Annotated in this window: 12 protein-coding genes and 1 pseudogene; 5 read left to right on the top strand and 8 right to left on the bottom strand. The window is 72.6% G+C overall.

Annotation, left to right across the window (positions count from 1 at the left end):
* Positions 1 to 12 precede the first annotated feature (12 nt).
* Together pulA and OG242_RS07765 are read left to right on the top strand one after the other, a co-directional pair.
* On the top strand, positions 13 to 5,337 hold the full coding sequence (pulA, locus tag OG242_RS07770; protein ID WP_405897439.1) for a pullulanase-type alpha-1,6-glucosidase: 5,325 nt from the start codon (positions 13 to 15) through the stop codon (positions 5,335 to 5,337).
* 149 nt (positions 5,338 to 5,486) lie between these two features.
* Positions 5,487 to 7,538, top strand: coding sequence for an ATP-binding protein (locus OG242_RS07765; protein ID WP_405897438.1), 2,052 nt, complete (start codon positions 5,487 to 5,489; stop codon positions 7,536 to 7,538).
* A 48-nt stretch (positions 7,539 to 7,586) separates the two neighbouring features.
* Here OG242_RS07765 and OG242_RS07760 read toward each other — a convergent pair.
* Positions 7,587 to 8,558, bottom strand: a pseudogene (locus OG242_RS07760) (RNA-guided endonuclease InsQ/TnpB family protein); the annotation flags it as partial.
* Between the two features lie 362 nt (positions 8,559 to 8,920).
* Between OG242_RS07760 and OG242_RS07755 the strand changes: the two are divergent.
* A complete protein-coding gene (locus OG242_RS07755) occupies positions 8,921 to 9,274 on the top strand; it encodes a 5-carboxymethyl-2-hydroxymuconate Delta-isomerase (RefSeq protein WP_405897437.1) in 354 nt (117 codons plus the stop codon).
* A 6-nt stretch (positions 9,275 to 9,280) separates the two neighbouring features.
* On the opposite strand, the gene OG242_RS07750 is transcribed toward OG242_RS07755, so the two are convergent.
* The 3 genes from OG242_RS07750 to OG242_RS07740 form a co-directional block, all read right to left on the bottom strand.
* Positions 9,281 to 10,003 (bottom strand): TetR/AcrR family transcriptional regulator, encoded by a 723-nt coding sequence (locus OG242_RS07750; protein WP_405897436.1) that lies wholly within the window; start codon positions 10,001 to 10,003, stop codon positions 9,281 to 9,283.
* 96 nt (positions 10,004 to 10,099) lie between these two features.
* Positions 10,100 to 12,031, bottom strand: a complete 1,932-nt coding sequence (locus OG242_RS07745) for a hypothetical protein (RefSeq protein WP_405897435.1) — start codon at positions 12,029 to 12,031, stop codon at positions 10,100 to 10,102.
* 61 nt (positions 12,032 to 12,092) lie between these two features.
* The gene (locus tag OG242_RS07740; protein ID WP_405897434.1) at positions 12,093 to 12,638 is read right to left on the bottom strand and encodes a carboxymuconolactone decarboxylase family protein; all 546 of its coding nucleotides are present in this window, start codon (positions 12,636 to 12,638) and stop codon (positions 12,093 to 12,095) included.
* A 68-nt stretch (positions 12,639 to 12,706) separates the two neighbouring features.
* Between OG242_RS07740 and OG242_RS07735 the strand changes: the two genes are divergently transcribed.
* A complete protein-coding gene (locus OG242_RS07735) occupies positions 12,707 to 13,210 on the top strand; it encodes a MarR family winged helix-turn-helix transcriptional regulator (protein ID WP_405897433.1) in 504 nt (167 codons plus the stop codon).
* Between the two features lie 31 nt (positions 13,211 to 13,241).
* On the opposite strand, the gene OG242_RS07730 is transcribed toward OG242_RS07735, so the two are convergent.
* Complete coding sequence (locus OG242_RS07730) at positions 13,242 to 13,889, bottom strand: LuxR C-terminal-related transcriptional regulator (protein ID WP_405897432.1); 648 nt, start codon at positions 13,887 to 13,889, stop codon at positions 13,242 to 13,244.
* Positions 13,874 to 15,142, bottom strand: coding sequence for a sensor histidine kinase (locus tag OG242_RS07725; RefSeq protein WP_405897431.1), 1,269 nt, complete (start codon positions 15,140 to 15,142; stop codon positions 13,874 to 13,876). The genes OG242_RS07730 and OG242_RS07725 overlap by 16 nt, the downstream gene beginning before the upstream one ends.
* Positions 15,143 to 15,382: 240 nt before the next feature.
* Between OG242_RS07725 and OG242_RS07720 the strand changes: the two genes are divergently transcribed.
* Complete coding sequence (locus OG242_RS07720) at positions 15,383 to 17,512, top strand: MMPL family transporter (RefSeq protein ID WP_405897430.1); 2,130 nt, start codon at positions 15,383 to 15,385, stop codon at positions 17,510 to 17,512.
* A 76-nt stretch (positions 17,513 to 17,588) separates the two neighbouring features.
* Here OG242_RS07720 and OG242_RS07715 read toward each other — a convergent pair whose 3' ends face one another.
* Together OG242_RS07715 and OG242_RS07710 are read right to left on the bottom strand one after the other, a co-directional pair.
* Positions 17,589 to 18,161, bottom strand: a complete 573-nt coding sequence (locus tag OG242_RS07715; RefSeq protein WP_405897429.1) for a winged helix-turn-helix domain-containing protein — start codon at positions 18,159 to 18,161, stop codon at positions 17,589 to 17,591.
* Between the two features lie 273 nt (positions 18,162 to 18,434).
* On the bottom strand, positions 18,435 to 19,349 hold the full coding sequence (locus OG242_RS07710) for a DUF6891 domain-containing protein (RefSeq protein WP_405897428.1): 915 nt from the start codon (positions 19,347 to 19,349) through the stop codon (positions 18,435 to 18,437).
* Positions 19,350 to 19,387: the final 38 nt, after the last annotated feature.

The raw sequence follows: 19,387 nt of genomic DNA, 5'->3' as shown, positions 1-19,387 counted from the left end.
AGGAGAGCCAGAGTGAAACGTCCGTACCCGCGCGTGCCCGCACGCAGAACGGCGACCGCCGTCGTCGCGGCCGCCCTGTGCGCGGCCCTGGTGCCCGCGCTGCCCGCCGCCGCGGCCCGGCCGCCCGCCGCGCCCTCGGACGCCAAGCTGGCCGCGCAGGCCACCCGGCACGACCTGACCCGCGAGCAGTTCTACTTCGTGATGCCCGACCGGTTCGCCAACGGGGACACCCGCAACGACCGGGGCGGGCTGACCGGTTCGCGCCTGGAGACCGGCTACGACCCCACCGACAAGGGGTTCTACCAGGGCGGCGACCTCAAGGGGCTGACCGACCGGCTCGACTACATCAAGGGGCTCGGCACCACCGCCATCTGGCTCGCCCCGATCTTCAAGAACCGGCCCGTCCAGGGCACCGGCAAGGACGCCTCGGCCGGCTACCACGGCTACTGGATCACCGACTTCACCCAGGTCGACCCGCACTTCGGCACCAACGCCGACCTGACGAAGCTGATCGACAAGGCCCACCGCAAGGGCATGAAGGTCTTCTTCGACGTCATCACCAACCACACCGCCGACACCGTCGACTACGCCGAGAAGACCTACGGCTACAAGTCCAAGGGCGCCTACCCCTACCTCGACCGCGACGGCCGTCCCTTCGACGACGCCGCCGGCATGGCGAAGACGGATGCCGACTCCTTCCCGTACAAGCCGGTGAGCGGCGGCGGCAAGACGCCGTCCTGGCTCAACGACCCGACGATGTACCACAACCGCGGCGACTCGACGTATGCCGGCGAGTCCACCACGTACGGCGACTTCTCCGGCCTGGACGACCTGTGGACCGAGCGGCCCGAGGTCGTCTCCGGCATGGAGAAGATCTACGAGAAGTGGGTCCGGGACTTCCGGATAGACGGCTTCCGGATCGACACCGTCAAACACGTCGACATGGACTTCTGGACCCAGTGGGCGACCGCGCTCGACGCGTACGCGGCCAAGCACGGGCGCAAGGACTTCTTCATGTTCGGCGAGGTCTACTCCTCGGACACCGCCGTCACCTCGCCGTACGTCACCCAGGGCCGGCTGGACGCCACGCTCGACTTCCCGTTCCAGGAGGCGGCCCGCCAGTACGCCTCGCAGGGCGCCCCGGCCTCGAAGCTCGCCGCCGTCTTCGGCGACGACTACCGCTACACCACCGACAAGGCCAACGCCTACGAGCAGGTGACCTTCCTCGGCAACCACGACATGGGCCGCATCGGGACCTTCCTCAAGCAGGACAACCCGAAGGCCGGTGACGCGGAGCTGGTGAAGCGCGCCGAGCTCGCCAACGAGGTGATGTTCCTCAGCCGGGGCAACCCCGTCGTCTACTACGGCGACGAGCAGGGCTTCACGGGCGCGGGCGGCGACAAGGACGCCCGCCAGACGATGTTCGCCTCGAAGACCGCCGACTACCTCGACGACGACGAGCTGGGCACCGACCGCACCCACGCCTCCGACGCGTACGACGAGAAGCACCCGCTCTACCGGAGCATCGCCGCCCTCTCGAAGCTGACCAGGGACAACCCGGCGCTCCGCGACGGCGTCCAGACCGAGCGGTACGCCGAGGGCTCCGTGTACGCCTTCTCCCGTACGGACGCCAAGCGCGGCGACGAGTACGTGGTCGCCGTCAACAACGGCACCTCCGCGAAGACCGTCGAGCTGTCCACCGGGTCCGCCCGGACGGACTTCCGTACCCTGTACGGCGGTTCCGGCACGGTCCGCAGCGGCGCCGACAGGAAGATCACGGTCACCGTTCCGGCCCTGTCGAGCATCGTGCTCCGCGCCGCCAAGCCCCTCGCGGCCCCGGCCACCAAGCCCTCCGTCACCCTGAAGGCCCCCGCCGCCGGCGCCACCGGAACCGTCGAGCTGACCGCCGACGTGGACGGCGGCTCCCTCAACCGGGTCGTCTTCGCCGCCCAGACCGGCAACGGCAGGTGGACCACCCTCGGCACCGCCGACCACGCCCCGTACAAGGTCACCCAGACGCTGAGCGACAGGACGGCCGCCGGAACGCCCCTGCGCTACAAGGCCGTCGTCGTCGACCGCACCGGCCGCACCGCGAGCGTCACCGCCTCGTCCACCGCCGGACAGGCACCCGCCCCCGCCAAGCCCGTCGCCGTCGAGCGGGACTACGCCGTCATCCACTACAAGCGCGCCGACGGCGACTACGACGGCTGGCAGGCCAAGTCCGGCGGGACCACCGCCGCGTTCACCGGGCGCGACGCGTACGGCGCTTTCGCCTGGATCAAGGTGCCCGAGGGCGCCGCCACCGTCCCGTACACCGTCGAGAATTCCGGCACCGCCGACGGGCCCGAGCGCAGCGTCGACCTGGCGAAGACCGGTGAGGTGTGGATCGCGCAGGGCGAGGACGGCCAGGCCGGCACCGCGCCCGACGGGGCCTACCCGGCGCAGGACACCAGCAAGGCCGTCCTGCACTACTACCGGGCCGACGGCGACTACGACGGCTGGGGGCTGCACACCTGGACCGGCGCCAAGGAGCCCACGGACTGGGCCAAGCCGCTCCAGCCCGTGAAGAAGGACGCCTCCGGCCTCACCTTCGAGGTCCCGCTCACCGACGGGGCCACCTCGCTCAGCTACATCCTGCACCGGGGCGACGAGAAGGACCTGCCCAGCGACCAGGCCCTCGACCTCGCCACGTACGGCCACGAGGTCTGGATGCTCGGCGGCCAGGCGGGCTACCTGCTCCCGCAGGCCGGCGGCGTCCCGACGCCCGACCTCACCAAGGCCGAGGCGCAGTGGATCGACGCCGGCACCGTCGTCTGGAAGGTGAAGGCCACCGAGGCCACCAGCCAGCAGCTCGTCTACGCGAAGAAGGGCGGCATCTCCGTCGTCGACGGCGCCCTGAGCGACGAGGGCCAGTGGCTGCGGCTCACCCCCGCCGCGCTCACCGACGCCCAGAAGACGAAGTACCCGCACCTCAAGGACTACCCCGCCTTCACCGTCGACGCCCGGGACCGCGACCGCGTCCGCGAGGCCCTGCGCGGCCAGCTCATCGCCACACAGCGCGCCGCGAACGGCGCCCTGCTCGCCGCCACCGGGGTGCAGAGCGCCGGGGTGCTCGACGACCTCTACGGCGCGAAGGCGAGCGGCGCGGCCCTCGGCCCGGTCTTCCGCCACGGCACCCCCACCCTGTCGGTGTGGGCGCCCACCGCCCGTACCGTCTCGCTCGAACTCGACGGCCGTACCGTCCCCATGCGGCGCGACGACCGCACCGGCGTCTGGTCCGTCACCGGAAAGAAGAGCTGGAACGGCAAGCCCTACCGGTACGTCGTGAACGTCTGGGCGCCCACCGTCCAGAAGCTCGTCACCAACAAGGTCACCGACCCCTACTCCACCGCCCTGACCACCGACTCGGCCCGCAGCCTCGTCGTCGACCTGGAGGACCGGAAGCTCGCCCCCAAGGGCTGGGACACGCTCCGCAAGCCCGCCGCCGTGCCGCTGCGCGACGCGCAGATCCAGGAGCTCCAGATCCGCGACTTCTCCATCGCGGACCGCACCTCGAAGCACCCCGGTGAGTACCTGGCGTTCACCGACACCCGCTCCGACGGGATGAAGCACCTCAAGCAGCTCGCCGACGCCGGCACCAGCTACGTCCACCTGCTGCCCGCCTTCGACATCGGCACCATCCCCGAGAAGAAGAAGGACCAGCAGAAGCCGGCCTGCGACCTGTCCGTCTACGCCCCCGACTCCGAGGAGCAGCAGGCGTGCGTGGCGAAGGCCGCCGCGAAGGACGCCTTCAACTGGGGCTACGACCCGCTGCACTACACCGTCCCCGAGGGCAGCTACGCCTCCGACCCCGACGGCACCAAGCGCACCGTCGAGTTCCGGCAGATGGTGCAGGGCCTCAACGGCGCCGGGCTGCGGACCGTCATGGACGTCGTCTACAACCACACCGTCGCCTCCGGCCAGGACGACAAGTCCGTCCTCGACCGGATCGTGCCCGGCTACTACCAGCGGCTCCTGGAGGACGGCACCGTCGCCACCTCCACCTGCTGCGCCAACACCGCCCCCGAGAACACCATGATGGGCAAGCTCGTCGTGGACTCGGTGGTCACCTGGGCCAAGGAGTACAAGGTCGACGGCTTCCGCTTCGACCTGATGGGCCACCACCCCAAGGCCAACATCCTGGCCGTCCGCACGGCCCTCGACGCGCTGACCGTCGCCAAGGACGGCGTGGACGGCAAGAAGATCATCCTGTACGGGGAGGGCTGGAACTTCGGCGAGATCGCCGACGACGCCCGCTTCGTCCAGGCCACCCAGAAGAACATGGCCGGCACCGGCATCGCCACCTTCTCCGACCGGGCCCGCGACGCCGTACGCGGCGGCTCCCCGTTCGACGAGGACCCCGGCGTCCAGGGCTTCGCCACCGGCCTCTACACCGACCCCAACACCTCCGCCGCCAACGGCACCGAGGCCGAGCAGAAGGCCCGGCTGCTCCATTACCAGGACCTGATCAAGGTCGGCCTCACCGGCAACCTCGCCGACTACACCTTCACCGACACCTCGGGCGCCGCCGTCAAGGGCTCCGGCGTCGACTACAACGGGGCCCCGGCCGGATACGCCGCCGCCCCCGGTGACGCCCTCGCCTACGCGGACGCCCACGACAACGAGACCCTGTACGACGCGCTCGCGTTCAAGCTCCCGGCGGGCACCCCGGCCGCCGACCGGGCCCGCATGCAGGTCCTGGCCATGGCGACGGCGACCCTCTCGCAGGGCCCCGCGCTCTCCCAGGCCGGCACGGACCTGCTGCGCTCCAAGTCGCTGGACCGCAACTCCTTCGACAGCGGCGACTGGTTCAACGCGCTGCACTGGGACTGCCGGGCCGGCAACGGCTTCGGGCGCGGACTGCCGCCGGCCGCGGACAACGAGGCCAAGTGGCCGTACGCGAAGGCGCTGCTTACCAACGCGAAGGTCACCCCGGGCTGCGCACAGATCAACGGCGCCTCGGCCACGTACCAGGACCTGCTCACCATCCGCACCACGGAGAAGGACTTCGATCTGACGTCCGCGGCGCAGGTGCAGTCCCGGCTCTCCTTCCCGCTCTCCGGCAAGGACGAGACCCCCGGTGTGATCACCATGAGGCTCGGCAAGCTCGTCGTCGTGTTCAACGCCGCCCCCGGCACCACCACCCAGAAGGTCGCCGCGCTCGCCGGCAAGGACTACGCCCTGCACCCCGTCCAGGCGAAGGGCGCGGATTCTACCGTCAAGAAGTCCTCGTACGAGCGGAGTTCGGGCAGTTTCACCGTCCCGGGACGCACAGTGGCGGTGTTCACCCTGCGCTGACCCTTACAGGACTACCGTATGGGCAGCCGCCCGGGGGTGCCGCTCCACCGCCTCTCCCGGGCACGCTCCCACTCCACCCGGCCGGCCCCGGTCCCCGCATCCGCGCGGGGGCCGGGGCCGGCCGCTCCACCTGCGCAGCGACGGTGACGATGGTCAGCAACATCCCCGAGGAGACCACCAGCTTTGTCGGACGGACGGCCGAGCTCGCCGGACTCGAACACGCCCTCGCCACCGGCCGGCTGACCAGCCTCACCGGCACCGGGGGAGTCGGCAAGACCCGGCTCGCCCTGCGCGCCGCCCGCCGCGCCGAGCCCGGCTACCGCGACGGCGTGTGGTGGGCCGACCTCGCCCCGCTGCACGACGACGAACTCCTCCTCGCCACCGTCTCCGACGCGGTCGGCCTCAGCGACCACACCCTGCGCACCCCCATCGACGTCCTGTGCGAATGGCTCGCCGACAAACAGCTCCTCCTGGTCCTCGACTCCTGCGAGCACCTGCGCCCCGCCTGCGCCCACCTCCTCGGCGAGATCCTCACCACCTCGCCCGGCCTCACCGTCCTCGCCACCAGCCGCCAGCCCCTGGACCTGCGGGGCGAACAGATCGTCGAGGTCGACCCGCTGCCCGTCGACGGCGCCGCCGACGCCCTCACCCTCTTCCGGGAACGGGCCACGGCCGCCGCCCCCGCCGCCCCGTTCCGGGAACCCGGCACCGCCGAGGCCGCCGCCGAGATCTGCCGCCGCCTGGAGGGCATCCCGCTCGCCATCGAACTCGCCGCCGCCGCGGTCGGACGCCAGAGCGTCCAGGAGATCGCCCAGCGCCTCGGCTCCCGGCTCGACGTCTTCGCCGACGCCACCCTCCGCCCGGTCCGCCACCGCACCCTGCGCACCGCCATCGGCTGGTCCCACGAACTGTGCACCCCCCTCGAACGCCTCCTGTGGGCCCGGCTGACCGTCCTGCGCGGCGACTTCGACGAGGCCACCGCCGTCACCGTCTGCACCGGCGGCCCCCTCACCGACGACGGCGTCCGCACCGCGCTGCGCGGCCTGGCCGACAAGTCCGTCGTCACCCGCGACGGCACCCGCCACCGCATGCTCGACACCCTGCGCGAGTACGGCCGGATGTGGCTCGCCGAGCTCGGTGAGGAACGGGCCGCCGCCGACCGGCACGCCGCCTGCTTCCTGAGCCTCGCCCGCAACGCCCACGCCGGCTGGACCGGCGACGACCAGATCCTCTGGTACCACCGCATCGCCGACGCGCACGCCGACCTGTGCGCCGCGCTCGACCACCTCCTCGCCCACGACCCGGCCGCCGCCCAGGAGATGGCCGGCCGCATCGGCTTCTTCTGGTGCTGCTGCGGCCACCTCCCGCAGACCCGGGGGTACGCCCAGCGCGCCCTGGACACCGGACCCGACCACGGGCCCCACCGCACCCGGGCCCTGTGGGTGCTCGGCATCTGCGTGCTCCTCCAGGGCGACTACCCGGCCGCCGAACGGATCGGCGCGGAATGCGTCCGGGCGGCCGCCGCCGACGGCACCGACGAGGGCATCCTCGCCGCCGCCTACCTGCGCGGCCTCACCCACCTGATGACCGGCGACCCCGAGAAGGGGCTGCGCGAATCGCGGCGGGTGCTGCGGACCACCGCCACCGGCACCCGGCTCGAAGCGGCCTACCGGCTGCGCTGCCACCTCATCACCGTCTTCGCCCTCACCGGCCTCGGCCGGCTGGAGGAGGCCGCGTCGGCCGCCGTCGTGCTGCGCGCGGCCTGCGAGGCCCAGGACGAGTGCTGGACCCGCTCCTACGTCGACTACCAACTCGCCCTGATCGCCCTGCTCCAGGGCCGCGCCGAACCCGCCGCCGCGCACGCCCGCGCCATGCTCGCCGGCAAGCACCGGCTCCGCGACCGCTTCGGGATCGCGCTCGGCCTGGACATCCTGGCCGCCGCCATCGCCGCCCAGGGGGAAGGCGCCAGGGCCGCCCGCGTCTACGGCACCGGACAGGTCTACTGGCGCATGGTCGGCCACCCCCAGCGCGGCACCCCGGAACTGGGCCCGGTCCGCGAGGCGTGCGAACGCCGCGCCCGGGAGGCCGTCGGCGACGCGGCGTACCGGCGCGCCTTCGAACAGGGCCGGGCGGACAGCGCGGAGGCGGGGCTGGCCCTCGCGCTCCACGGCGGAAGCGGCGGCGAACTGCTCACATATTGACGTCCTCCCCGCCCCGAAGGAGGGGGGGATTTCTGGCTCACGTTGGCTGGGGACCTGTGGTCCGCCGGCTCTTACACGATCGGCACCAGCCGGGTTGAGACCAGCCCGGACCAGCATCACGCGCGCGGAGTTCTTGTCCCTGGGGGACACGGCTCCGCATGCGGTGCAGGTGTAGGTACGTTCTGAAAGAGGAAGTGCGTGCTTGGTTCTCGCTCCGCACGACGCGCAGTCCATGGTGGTGTGCGCGGGGTGCACGAGACGGATGTCCCGTGCGTGCTTGCGCCCCATCTAGATCAGGGCGGTCTTGGTGGCGCCGATCGCGGCGTCCGCGGCCTTGCGGGCCATGCTGGTCTTCGCCAGGAACTTCGGGCGGAAGTCCTCGACGGCAATGGCGTCGTGCCTTGGAGGCGGCCTTGCCCCTGGCGGGGCGACGGCGCGCCATCATCCGCTGATACCGCCCCAGCTTCCGCGCCGCGTACTTCCCGTGGCCGGGGTGGGGCAGGTCGTGGGCGTCGGACGTGGTGGTAGCGGTCTCCTTCACGCCCCAGTCCACACCCAGCACACGTCCTGTGGCGGGGAGCGGCTCGGGTTCGGTGGCGACGACGAACGACGCGTACCAGTGCCCCAGACCGTCCCGGTAGACGCGCACGCTGGAGGGGACGGACGGCAGCTCGCGGGACCAGACGACCGTCAGAACGATGCCGCCGCGAGGCGCAGACGGCCGTCCTTCAGGCGGAACCCGCGCTGGGTGTAGTTCAGCGTGGGCCGTGCGTCCCGCTTGCGCTTGGTTCGAGGCATCCCGGACCGCCGGCTGACCGGCAGCTTCCCCTTGATGTCCTTGACCGCCTTGGACCGGGACGTGGCGAAATCACGGATGGTCTGCTGCTGCGGAACGCTCGCACCCTCCCGCAACCAGGACATCGACTGCCGGGCCTCGGTCAGCAACTTGTCGAGCTGCGCCGGACCACACGTCGTCTTCTCAGCTGCGTCCCGGTTCGCGGCGTGGACCATGCGGGACATGGCCACGCACTCGTTCCACAACCACCGACACCGCGCCCACTCGGCTTCCAGCCTGGCGAGCGCGGTCGACGACACACGGAGCCGGAAGGTGAACCGGACGTGCCCGGAACCCTGCTCAGTTGCTGCCGCCGTCGCCACGTTCCGCAACCTAGCAGCCCCCACTGAGAATGGAACGAAACACAGGTCAGGACTGATGCCAGCGAACTCCGCCGCTTCGCGGCTTCGCCTCAAGGACCCACCTCCTCCCGCTCTGAAGGGCGGGGCATCCTGGGGGAATCAAGGTGAATCCGTGTTGTGCGCGTGCGCTGGTACGGGAAGGGTGGGCGGCGTCCGTTCACGCCCCGACCGCCCCGGAGCCCGCCATGCCGCAGATCACCGTCGACTACTCCGCCGAGCTGGCCGACACCTTCGACCGTTCCGCCTTCGCCCTCGCCCTGCACCCGCTGATCGCCGAGACCGTCGACACCAGGACCGCCGCCTGCAAGACCCGCTTCCGGCGGACCGGGGAGACGGTCGTGGCGGAAGCACCGGACGGCGACGCGCTCGTGCACGTGGACATCTCGCTGCTGGCCGGCCGCACCGCGGAGACCAAGGCCCGGCTCACCGAGGCCGTCCTGAAGCTGCTGACCGCCCACCTCGGCACGGCCGGCGGCGGGACCACCCTGCACCTCTCGGCGGAGGTCCGCGACCTGGACGCCTCGTACCGCAAGGTCTGACCCGCGCTACGGCACCCGCTGCGCCGGTACCGCCGGCACAGCGGGCGCCAGCGTCGAGAGCCGCGTCAGCAGGTCCCTGAACGGCCCCTCCGCCGGCTCCTGCGCCAGGACCCGCAGCACGATGCCCGCCATCTCCTCGTCGTACGCCGCGCTCACGGCGGCCAGCGCGGCGAAGTCGTGGACGAGCTGCAACTCCAGCTCGGCGCGGGGCACCCGCCGGCCGTCCAGCCAGAGCAGGGCCGTCGACTCGGCTAGGGAGACCCAGGAGCGTACGACCAACTCCAGCCGGGCCGGGGGCTTGCCGACGTCCAGATGGGCCAGGATCTGCGCGCAGGCCGCCTGGCGGACGCCGTCGATCATGGCGTTCGCCGTGGAGGAGCCCACGGCCGGGCCGCCCCGCATCAGCGCGGCGAAACCGGGGCCGTGCTCGTCGACGAAGTCGAAGAACCGGCCCATCACCCGCAGCAGCCGCGCACCGAGCGGCCCTTCGCGCGGTTCCGTGAACCTGGCCGCCAGTTCGTCGGCCGCCCGCCGCAACGCCGCCTCGTACAGGCTCTGCTTGCCCGGGAAGTAGTGGTAGACCAGCGGTCTGGAGATACCGGCCGCGGCGGCGATCTCGTCGATCGACACCTCGTCCGGCGCCCGGTGGCTGAACAACTCCAGCGCGACGCCGATCAGCTGCTCCCTGCGCTCCTCGACGCCCATCCTGCGCCGCACCCCGGTCGTCATGCCCCCAGCGTACCGACCAGTGGGTCCGGCCGGATCACAGGTCCAGCACCAGCCGGCCCCCGCCCCGGCACCGGGAGACGCAGATCAGACGGCGTTTCAGTGCAGCGCGACCACCCGGCTGCCGTCCTTCAGCCGCCCGTCGAGCCTCGGCCGGTCGCCCGCCTCGGCCGGCACCGCGAGCAGCCGCCCCCGGGCGCTCCCCGTCACCCCGCCCGACGTGGCCAGCGACGCGAACTGCTCGCTGCCCGCCGCCAGGACGTACCACCGGCCGCCCGGCGACTTCCACAGCACGCCCGCCAGCACACGGGGGGTCCGCGCCCCGCACTCCGGCGCGTCCTCGGCGCGCGCCGCGACCGCACCGGGCGCCGACGGCCGGGTGGCCGGGGCCTGGAACTGGGCGATGACCCGGCTCCCGGTGCCCCGCCAGGTCTCCGCCCGGGTGCACAGCCACCGCGCCGTGCCGCCGGCCTCGGGCAGCGGCTGCCGCGCGTACGCCCAGGAGTTGACCGACCGCACCCCGTGCGACCGGACCTCCGGCAGCAGGCACGCGGTCCGCGCCCAGCTCTCCCGCTCGGCCCGCCCGGCGACGTCGTGCGGCTTCCCCGGGGCGCCCGAGGTCAGCCGGGCCGGGGCCAGCTCGCCCAGGTCCGTGACCAGCCGCACCGCCGTGTCCCCGGACAGCTCGACGGCCTCCCAGGACCGGCAGCCGGGGCCCGCCGCCGGTTCCGTCAGTGTGCCGGTCACCCCGTCGGGGGAGCGGGGCAGCGGGCGCGGCGCCCGGTCCGGCGCGAGCAGGTCCCGCACCCGGACGTCCCGGACCCAGGGCGCCGTCAGATACCGCACCCCGTCCCGGGTGCGGGCCACCACCAGGGCGCCCGACGACGCCTCGTCCGCCCCGTCCACCCGGGCGAAGTCGAGGGCGGCGCCCAGGGAGGGGTCGGCGTTGCGCGGCTCGGCGTACCGCACGACGCGCAGCCCGTCGTGGAACAGCACCACCGCCCAGTCGCCCACCTCGCCCGCGTACAGCAGCTGTGGCGCCCCCATCGGCGGGCCCACCGGTGTGCCCGGCGTCGCCGAGGTCCGCACCCCGGCGCCGGGCCGGGCCCACACCTCCAGGGCCCGGCGCAGCAGCCGGGTGTCCCCGGTGCGGTCGCCGCGCGTGGGCCAGGCGGTGAAGTCCGTACGCGGTGAGCGCTGCCAGTACGACGCCGGCACCCGGCGCAACGATCCGGGTTCCAGGGCCGCTTCGGACGCCGGATTGCGCGCGTACAGCGGGGCGGACAGCGTCCCGCGCCCCCAGCCCTCACCGGGCAGCCCGAGCAGCGCCCCGCACACCAGCAGCGCGGCGAGGGCCGCGAGCGCGGTCCGGGCCCGCCGGCGGCGGCGCGGCAGGTCGGGCGGCCGGGCCTGGAGCGAGCAGGGGTCGAACTCCGGTGAGGCGAGGAGCGCGTGGCCGGCGGTGATCGTGTCGGCCTCCATCAGGGCCGCGTGCGGATCGGCCACCCCGGCGGCGGCCAGCTCCCGCCGGACCTCCCCGTCCGCCAGCCCCTCCAGGCCGCGCAGCACGAACGCGGCGCGGGCGGGGGCGCCGGCCGCCGCCAGCTCGCGTTCCAGGGCGAGTTCGCCGGCTCCGCCCGGGTGCGGGAGCAGCCGCAGGCCCCAGGCGGACGGCAGGACGGGCGGGAGCCGGCGCGGCCGGAGGCGCAGCCGCCCGAGGCGCCCCGGTGCCAGGGCCCGGCGCAGCACCTGGCGGCGCACGTACGCGTATCCGGGGTCGGTGGCCTCGGAACGGCCCGGGCGGCGGGGGAGCGGGACCGTGGCGGCCCCGGCGCGGTGGGCGGCCTGCAGGGAGCGCTGGGCGAGGGCGTGGGCGGCGAACACGCGTCGGCCACGGTTCACCCAGGGCGGCAACAGGAGGTAGCCGATCCGCACCAGGCGCGGGTAGTGCTCGACGAGCGCGGCCTCGGCCTGTTCCGCGTCGACCGGGGCGACGGCGGGCGGTAGCTCTGACGGTGGGCGCACATTCATCTGAACGAGCGAATGGTGCGATGGTCACTCCGGGGGCCCGTCCGCCGGGGCCCCGGAGGGGTCAGGCGAACCGGGCCAGCGGGCCGTCGACCGGCGCGCCGGTCATCCGGTTGGCGAAGGTGGACAGGGTGTAGGTGGCGATGCCGAGGGTCACCTCCAGCGCGTTGCGGGTGGTGTAGCCGTGGGCCGTGAACGCTTCGATCGCCGCGTCGTCCACGGCCCCGTTCGTCGCGAGGACGGCCAGGATGAACTGCCGCACGGCTTCCAGGCGTTCGTCCGGGAGCGGGGTGCCTTCGCGGAGGGCGGCGATGAGGGCGGGCCCGGTGCCCAGGGCGGTGAGTGTCCCGGTGTGCATCGCCACGCAGACGTGGCAGTCGTTCCGGGTGGCCATGGTCATGCTCAGGACCTCGCGGGAGAGCTTGTCCAGGGTGGTGGACTCGAAGAGGGCGTTCATCTTCAGGAAGCCGCTCAGCACCTCGGGGGAGGTGGCCATCCGCCCGGCGGCGGCCGGCAGGAAGCCCTGCTTCTGTGCGATGGCCGACAGTCCGGGGCGGGTGGCGGCGGGGGCGGTTTCGACGGTGTGGTCGGGGAAGGCGGTCGCGGGCATGGTGGACCTCTCGCGTAAACTCGACAACGTGATTGACGAAAACGTAAACCAGGTTGTCGAGTTTCGCAATGGCTGAGCGTGCGGACGGGCGCGGAGAAGTGGGCCCCGAGGAGGCCGGCAGGGGCTTCGAGCTGCCCCTCTTGCTGTTCGCCGGCTTCCGGTCGGTCATCGACGCGCTCCACCGCGACCTGGCCGAGCAGGGCCACACCGACATGCGGCCCGCGTACGGCTACGCCCTCCAGGCCGTGGGTATCGAGGGGGCGACGGCCAGCGAGATCGGCCGCCGCCTCGGCGTCTCCAAGCAGGCCGCGGGCAAGACCGTCGACAGGCTGGAGAGCCTCGGTTACGTGGAACGCGCCGACGATCCGAGCGACGGGCGCCGCAAGCTGGTCCGGCTGACCGCGCGGGGCGTCGACGTCCTCAGGCGGTCAGCCGATGGCTTCGACCGGCTGCGCGCCGAGTGGGTCCGGGTCCTCGGCGCCGAGCGGGTCCGCGCCTTGGAGGACGACCTGCGCAGGATGGCCCCGGACGGCGCCTTCCGGCTCGACGTGGCGGCCTGGTTCAACGGCTGAGCCCGGTCCCCCTGCCAGCGGCCGACGCGCCCTAGCCGCGGTCCAGATACGCCAGTACGGCCAGAACGCGGCGGTTGTCGTCGTCGGACGGCGGCAGGTCCAGCTTCCCGAAGATGTTCGAGGTGTGCTTGGCCACCGCCCGCTCCGTGATCACCATCTGCGAGGCGATCGCCGCGTTCGACCGTCCCTGGGCCATCAGCTCCATGACCTCCCGCTCGCGCGGCGTCAGACCGCCCATCGGCTTGTCCTGCGCACGCCGCGTCAGCAGCTGCGAGATGACCTGCGGATCCATCGCCGTACCGCCCGCCGCGACCCGGCGCACCGCGTCGATGAACTGGTCCGCGTCGAACACCCGGTCCTTGAGCAGATAGCCGATCCCGCCGTTGCCGTCCGCCAGCAGCTCGCGCGCGTACAACTGCTCGACGTGCTGGGAGAGTACGAGGACCGGCAGCCCGGGCCGCGCCCGCCGGGCCGCCAGCGCGCACTGCAAGCCCTCGTCCGTGTGGGACGGCGGGAGCCGGACGTCGACGACCGCGACGTCCGGCTCCAACTCGGCAAAGGCCCTGGTCAGTTCGGGCCCGGTCTCGACGGCCGCCGCGATCTCGAAGTCGTACGCCTCCAGCATCCGGACCAGGCCGTCACGCAGCAGGAAGAGATCTTCGGCTAGGACAACTCGCAAGGGATCTCCATGGTCACCATGGTGGGACCGCCCGCGGGGCTGCTGACGGCCATGATGCCGTCGAATGTACCGAGCCGGCGTTCGATTCCGCTCAGGCCCGAGCCCGCACCCACCGAGGCGCCGCCCCTGCCGTTGTCCGTGACCGTGAACTTCAGCGCCCCGTCGCTGTGGCGCAGGTCCACCCAGATCCGGTCGGCCCCCGAGTGCTTCGCCGCGTTCGTCAGCGCCTCGCTGACCGCGAAGTACGCCGCCGACTCGACCGGCGCGTCCGCCCGGCCCGTCAGCTCCACGTCCACGTCGCACGGGATCGGCAGCCGCAGCGCCAGCGCCTTCACCGCGTCCCCGAGCCCCCGCTCGGCCAGCACCGGCGGGTGGATGCCCCGGACCAGGTCGCGCAGCTCCGTCAGCGCCTCGGCCGAGGACTCCCGGGCCGTCGCCAGGAGCTGCTTCGCCTGCGCCGGGTCCTTCTCGATCAGCGCCTCGATGGTGCCGAGGTTCATCCCCATGGCCACCAGCCGGGCCTGCGCACCGTCGTGCAGATCCCGCTCGATGCGCCGCAGCTCCGACGCGGCCGTGTCGACCGCCTCGTGCCGGGTCTCCGTCAACCGGTCGATGCGCAGGGCGAGTTCCTGTTCCTGGGTGGGGGCGAGCACGGACCGGGCGAGCACGAAGTGCGCCCGCAGCAGCCGCTCGCTCACCAGCACCCCGAGCGCGAAGACCGCCACTCCGAGCGCGGCGGCCATCAGCCCCGTCGCCTGGCTGTCGACCGGGACGAACCCGTACCAGTACCGGTCGTCCGTGAAGACCCGCCACAGGCCCGCCGCCAGGACGAACCCCTCCACCGGGTAGACCATCAGCGCCGCCGCCAGCACGGACACCACGTACCCGGCCGTCATGTCGACCATCATCCAGCGCATGTCGCGCCAGGTCGCCGGGTCCTTCAGCATCAGCGTGGTCCGCTCCACCTGCCCGGTGAAGCCGCTGCGCAGATCCTTCGGAAGCGGCCGGTACGGGACCGGGATGCGGACGTCCGACCAGGTGACGGCCAGCAGCCGGCGCTGGTTGGCGTGCTTGCGTACCAGCTCCAGGATGTACGGCGTGGTGTACAGCCCGATGCCCAGCGGAATCATGGCGATGGAGACCAGCGCCAGCACGAAGAGCGTGCACGAGCCCACAAGGGCGGCGAACGACAGCACCAGCCCGCGCCACGCGGCCAGCAGCGCCGACCTGATCCGTCCCCGTTTCGCGTCCATCCCGGTCCCTCTTCCCCTCGCCGGGCCCCTGTGCCGGCCCCGTGTCGCACACAGTCTGACCCGCCGCACCCGGCGCACGTCAGCCGGTTCCCCACCCGGTGGGGGTGTACCCAGCACCACCCCCACCAGCTCGCCCTACGTGCCGCGTGACCGGGGGTTCCACCGGCTGGGGCCGCCGCCCGGCCGTTCCTAGATTCGAGGGGCATCGTCGGACTTCCACCAACAGGGGGCGAACCCGCCATGAGGCGTAACCTCGCGGCACGCATCGGTGTGTGGAGCGCACACCACCGCAAGACGGCCATTCTCGGCTGGCTGCTCTTCGTCGTACTCGCCGCGGGCATCGGGGGCGCCTCGGGCATGGTCGAGATGACCGACGCGGAGAACGGCGCCGGCGACTCGGCCCGCGCCGAGCAGATCCTCTCCGACGCGGGCCTGAGCCACCGGGCCGGCGAACTCGTCATGGTCTCGGCCGCCGAGCCCGACGGCTGGCGCACCGCCGCCCGCGAACTCACCGCCGCCATCCAGGACACCGGCGAGGTCACCGGCCTCGCGGACCCGGTCGCGTCGAAGGACCGCAAGGACGCGCTGATCACCTTCGAGATGAAGGGCGACCCGGACACCGCGGCCGACCGGGTGCAACCCGTGCTGGACGCCGTCGCCGGGGTGGAGGCGAAACAACCCGGGGTCACCGTCAGCCAGTTCGGCGACGCCAGCGCCGGCAAGTGGCTCGGCGACCTGCTCTCCGACGACTTCAAGAAGGCCGAGTTCACCGCCGTACCGCTGGCCCTCGGCATCCTGCTGGTCGCCTTCGGCGCCGTCGTCGCCGCCCTGCTCCCCGTGGGGCTCGCGCTCACCGCGTGCATGGCCGCCTTCGGACTGCTCTCGCTCGCCAGCCACCAGCTCCACCTGTTCCAGACCACGTACTCCGTGATGTTCCTGATGGGCTTCGCCGTCGGCGTCGACTACTGCCTCTTCTACCTGCGCCGCGAGCGCGACGAGCGGGCCGCCGGACGCGACGCCGAGACCGCCCTGCGCATCGCCGCCGCCACCAGCGGCCGGGCCGTCCTCGTCTCCGGGCTCACCGTCATGGTCGCCATGGCCGGCATGTTCCTGTCCGGCCTGATGCTCTTCAAGGGCTTCGCCCTCGCCACCATCACCGTCGTGTTCATCGCCATGCTCGGCTCCGTCACCGTGCTCCCCGCCCTGCTCTCCTGGCTCGGCGACCGCATCGACGCGGGCCGGGTGCCGCTGCTGAACCGGCGCGGCAAGCGGGGCGACAAGCAGAGCGGCCGCGTCGCCGGACGGGTGCTGCGCCCCGTCCTGAACCGGCCGAGGTTCTTCGCCGCCGCGTCCGTCGTCGTGCTGCTGGTGCTCGCCGTGCCCGCGATCGGCATGAAGACCGAATCCCTGGGCCTGGAGAAGCAGTTCGGCTCCGACTCCGCGCTGTCCGTCGCCTACCGCGACATCAGCGAGACCTTCCCCGGCGGCCCCGCCCCGGCCCAGGTCGTCGTCGAGGCCGACGACATCAACGCCCCGGCCGTCCGCAAGGCCCTCGCCGGCTTCGACGACGTCCACGTCCACCGGGCGCAGAACGTCGCCGAGTTCGAGGTCCCGCTGCCCGGCGGCGAGAAGGGCCTCACCGAACTGCGAGAGGACCGCCTGCCCGCCGCCTTCGACGGCAGCGGCGCCCGCGCCTTCGTCACCGGCGAGGTGGCCGGGTCCGTCGACTTCAACGACCAGCTGAAGCGAGGCATCGCACCCGTCTTCCTCTTCATCACCGCGGTGACGTTCCTGCTGATGCTGTTCTGCTTCCGGTCGTACGTCATCGCCCTGACGTCCATCCTGCTCAACCTGCTCTCCGTGGCCGCCGCCTACGGGGTCATGACCGCGGTCTTCCAGCACGGCTGGGGCGCCGGGCTCATCGGCTCGGAGGGCGTCGGAGCGGTCGAGTCCTGGATGCCGCTGTTCGTCCTCGTCGTCCTGTTCGGGCTCTCGATGGACTACCACGTCTTCGTGGTCTCCCGAATCCGCGAGGCCCGCGGCCGTGGCCTCTCCACCCGGGCCGCGATCGACGAGGGCATCCGCCGCACGGCCGGCGCGGTGACCGGCGCGGCCGTGATCATGGTGGCGGTGTTCTCGGTCTTCGCGACCCTGTCCATGCAGGACATGCAGCAGATGGGCGTCGGCCTCGCGGTCGCGGTCCTGCTGGACGCCACGATCGTACGGATGGTGCTGCTGCCCTCCGTGATGGCACTGCTCGGCGAGCGCAACTGGCGCACCCCGCGCGGCCTCGGCAAGCTGCCGAGCCTGGACCACGGCGAGCCCTCGGCGGACCCGGCGCCGGCCCCGGTCGGGTCGGGACTGCGCTGAGCAGGGCATACGAAGGCGGGCCCCGGTTCCGGTAGCGCGTACCGGAACCGGGGCCCGCCCCTGTTCGGCCCGCCGGTCAGGGCGTGTACTTGTACCCGACGCGGCGCACGGTCTGGATCGAGCGACGGTGCTCGGCGCCCAGCTTGCGGCGCAGCCGGGCGATGTGGACGTCGACGGTCCGGCCGTCGCCCACGTGCCCGTACCCCCAGACCGTGGTCACCAGCTGGTCGCGGGTGTGGACGCGGTGCGGGTGGGCCACCAGATGGGCGAGGAGCTCGAACTCCAGGTAGGTCAGGTCCAGCACCCGCCCGTTCACCGAGGCGGAGCGCTGGACGGAGTCGATGGTCACCGGACCCGCCGCCATCTCCGGGGGCGGCTCCGGCACCGCGAACTGCGCGGCGGCGGCAGCGAAGGCGGGCTGCTGGTCGGCGGGCACGAGCACCAGGTAGCCGACCATCGGCGGCCGGCCCGGCAGACTGGGCAGGGTGTGCTGGGGAGCCGGGAGCCAGGTGGCACCCGGCGTCAGGAGGGCGGAGACGTCGGCCTGCTGGACGACCTCGTCAGGGGCGACGGCGCGCAGCCGGTGACGGCTGGGGGAGTGGGGAGGGACGGAGGAGGTCGCAGCGGAGGAGGTACGGGTGTTCGGCATGAGGGGTCAGCTCTTTCGCGCGAGGGAGTCGTCGATGGACGGACTTGCTGCGTGCGCGCGGACCGGAGGCCGGGTGAGGGCGTCAGAGGGCCGGCGCGTTCAGCGCGCGGCAACACACCCGGTCGAAGTCGTGATGCTGACGGGAGGGCCAGAACGGCTCGAGGTCGCTGCGACCTGTCGAGGTGTGCGGGAAACCGGCCATGCCCCCATTGAAGCAGAGACCCACGTGACGAAGCGCCCCTTCGCACAACGAGGTGAGCAAGGCGACAGGCCTCAACCCACCAGCCGCTTCCGCCAGTCCAGGCCCGTCAGCTCGATCGCCTTGTCCGGCGAACCGTCCCACTCCACAGTCAGCCCGGCCCCGCCCAGCACGGCCGTCACCTCGCGGCCCACCGCCGCGGTCGTCTCCGCGGAGTCGTCGAACCCGCCGTAGTACAGCGTCAGACCGTGCCCGGCCGCCGCGCTCTCCGTGCCCTGGAGGTGGAAGAAGACGAAGCCCCGGGCATCCTCGCGCCCATCCGCGTATATCTCGCTCATCCCGCAGGAACGGCAGCACGTGAAGTGCTCCCGGGCGGTGATCCCGCGCCCGTCCAGCTCGGCGAACGCCCGCTCAAGACGGTCCGGGTCCGTCACATCGTCCGCCCAGAGCCGCTGCTCCTCGACCCGCTCCAGCCAGAGCCGCTCCACCAACTCCCGCGCCTGCGCCCGGGAAACCGGCCGCACCCCGTCCTTCACGAGGTACTCCTCGGCCGTCTCGGTGAGCGTCCGCACGCTCCCGTAACCCCCGCGCAGCAGCTCCCGCACCCGCGCCTCCAACTGCCCCCGGATCTCGGCGGGCAGCTCCGGCACCGGCTCCGGCTCGGGTATCCCGGCGCTCTCCCAGACCGTGCCCGCGTCCCAGCCAGGCTCCTGGCGCGCCCAGCCCGCCATCAGCCCGAGGACCCGCTCGGGGCCGTCGACGTCGGCCCGGACATGGCCGGCCGCCGAACCCGCGCGGTGCTCCACCGTGTAACCCGCGCCGGTCTCGTGCCACACCTGGATGAACGTGCCGGGGATGTCCGGGACCCGCTGGACCACCAGGAAGTTGTCCCCGCGCCCGCCGATGCGGTGCACGAGGTCGTCCAGCGCCCGCTCCGAGACGCGGGTGTGGGTCTGCTGGTTCTCGGTCTCGACCTTGACGCTGAGCATGGGACCAGCCTGGCACACCCCGCTGACAACGGGAGGCG

The sequence above is a fragment of the Streptomyces sp. NBC_00727 genome, assembly GCF_045161745.1.
In the GTDB taxonomy this organism is placed as follows: domain Bacteria; phylum Actinomycetota; class Actinomycetes; order Streptomycetales; family Streptomycetaceae; genus Streptomyces.
This window is presented reverse-complemented; position numbering and strand designations above follow the sequence as displayed.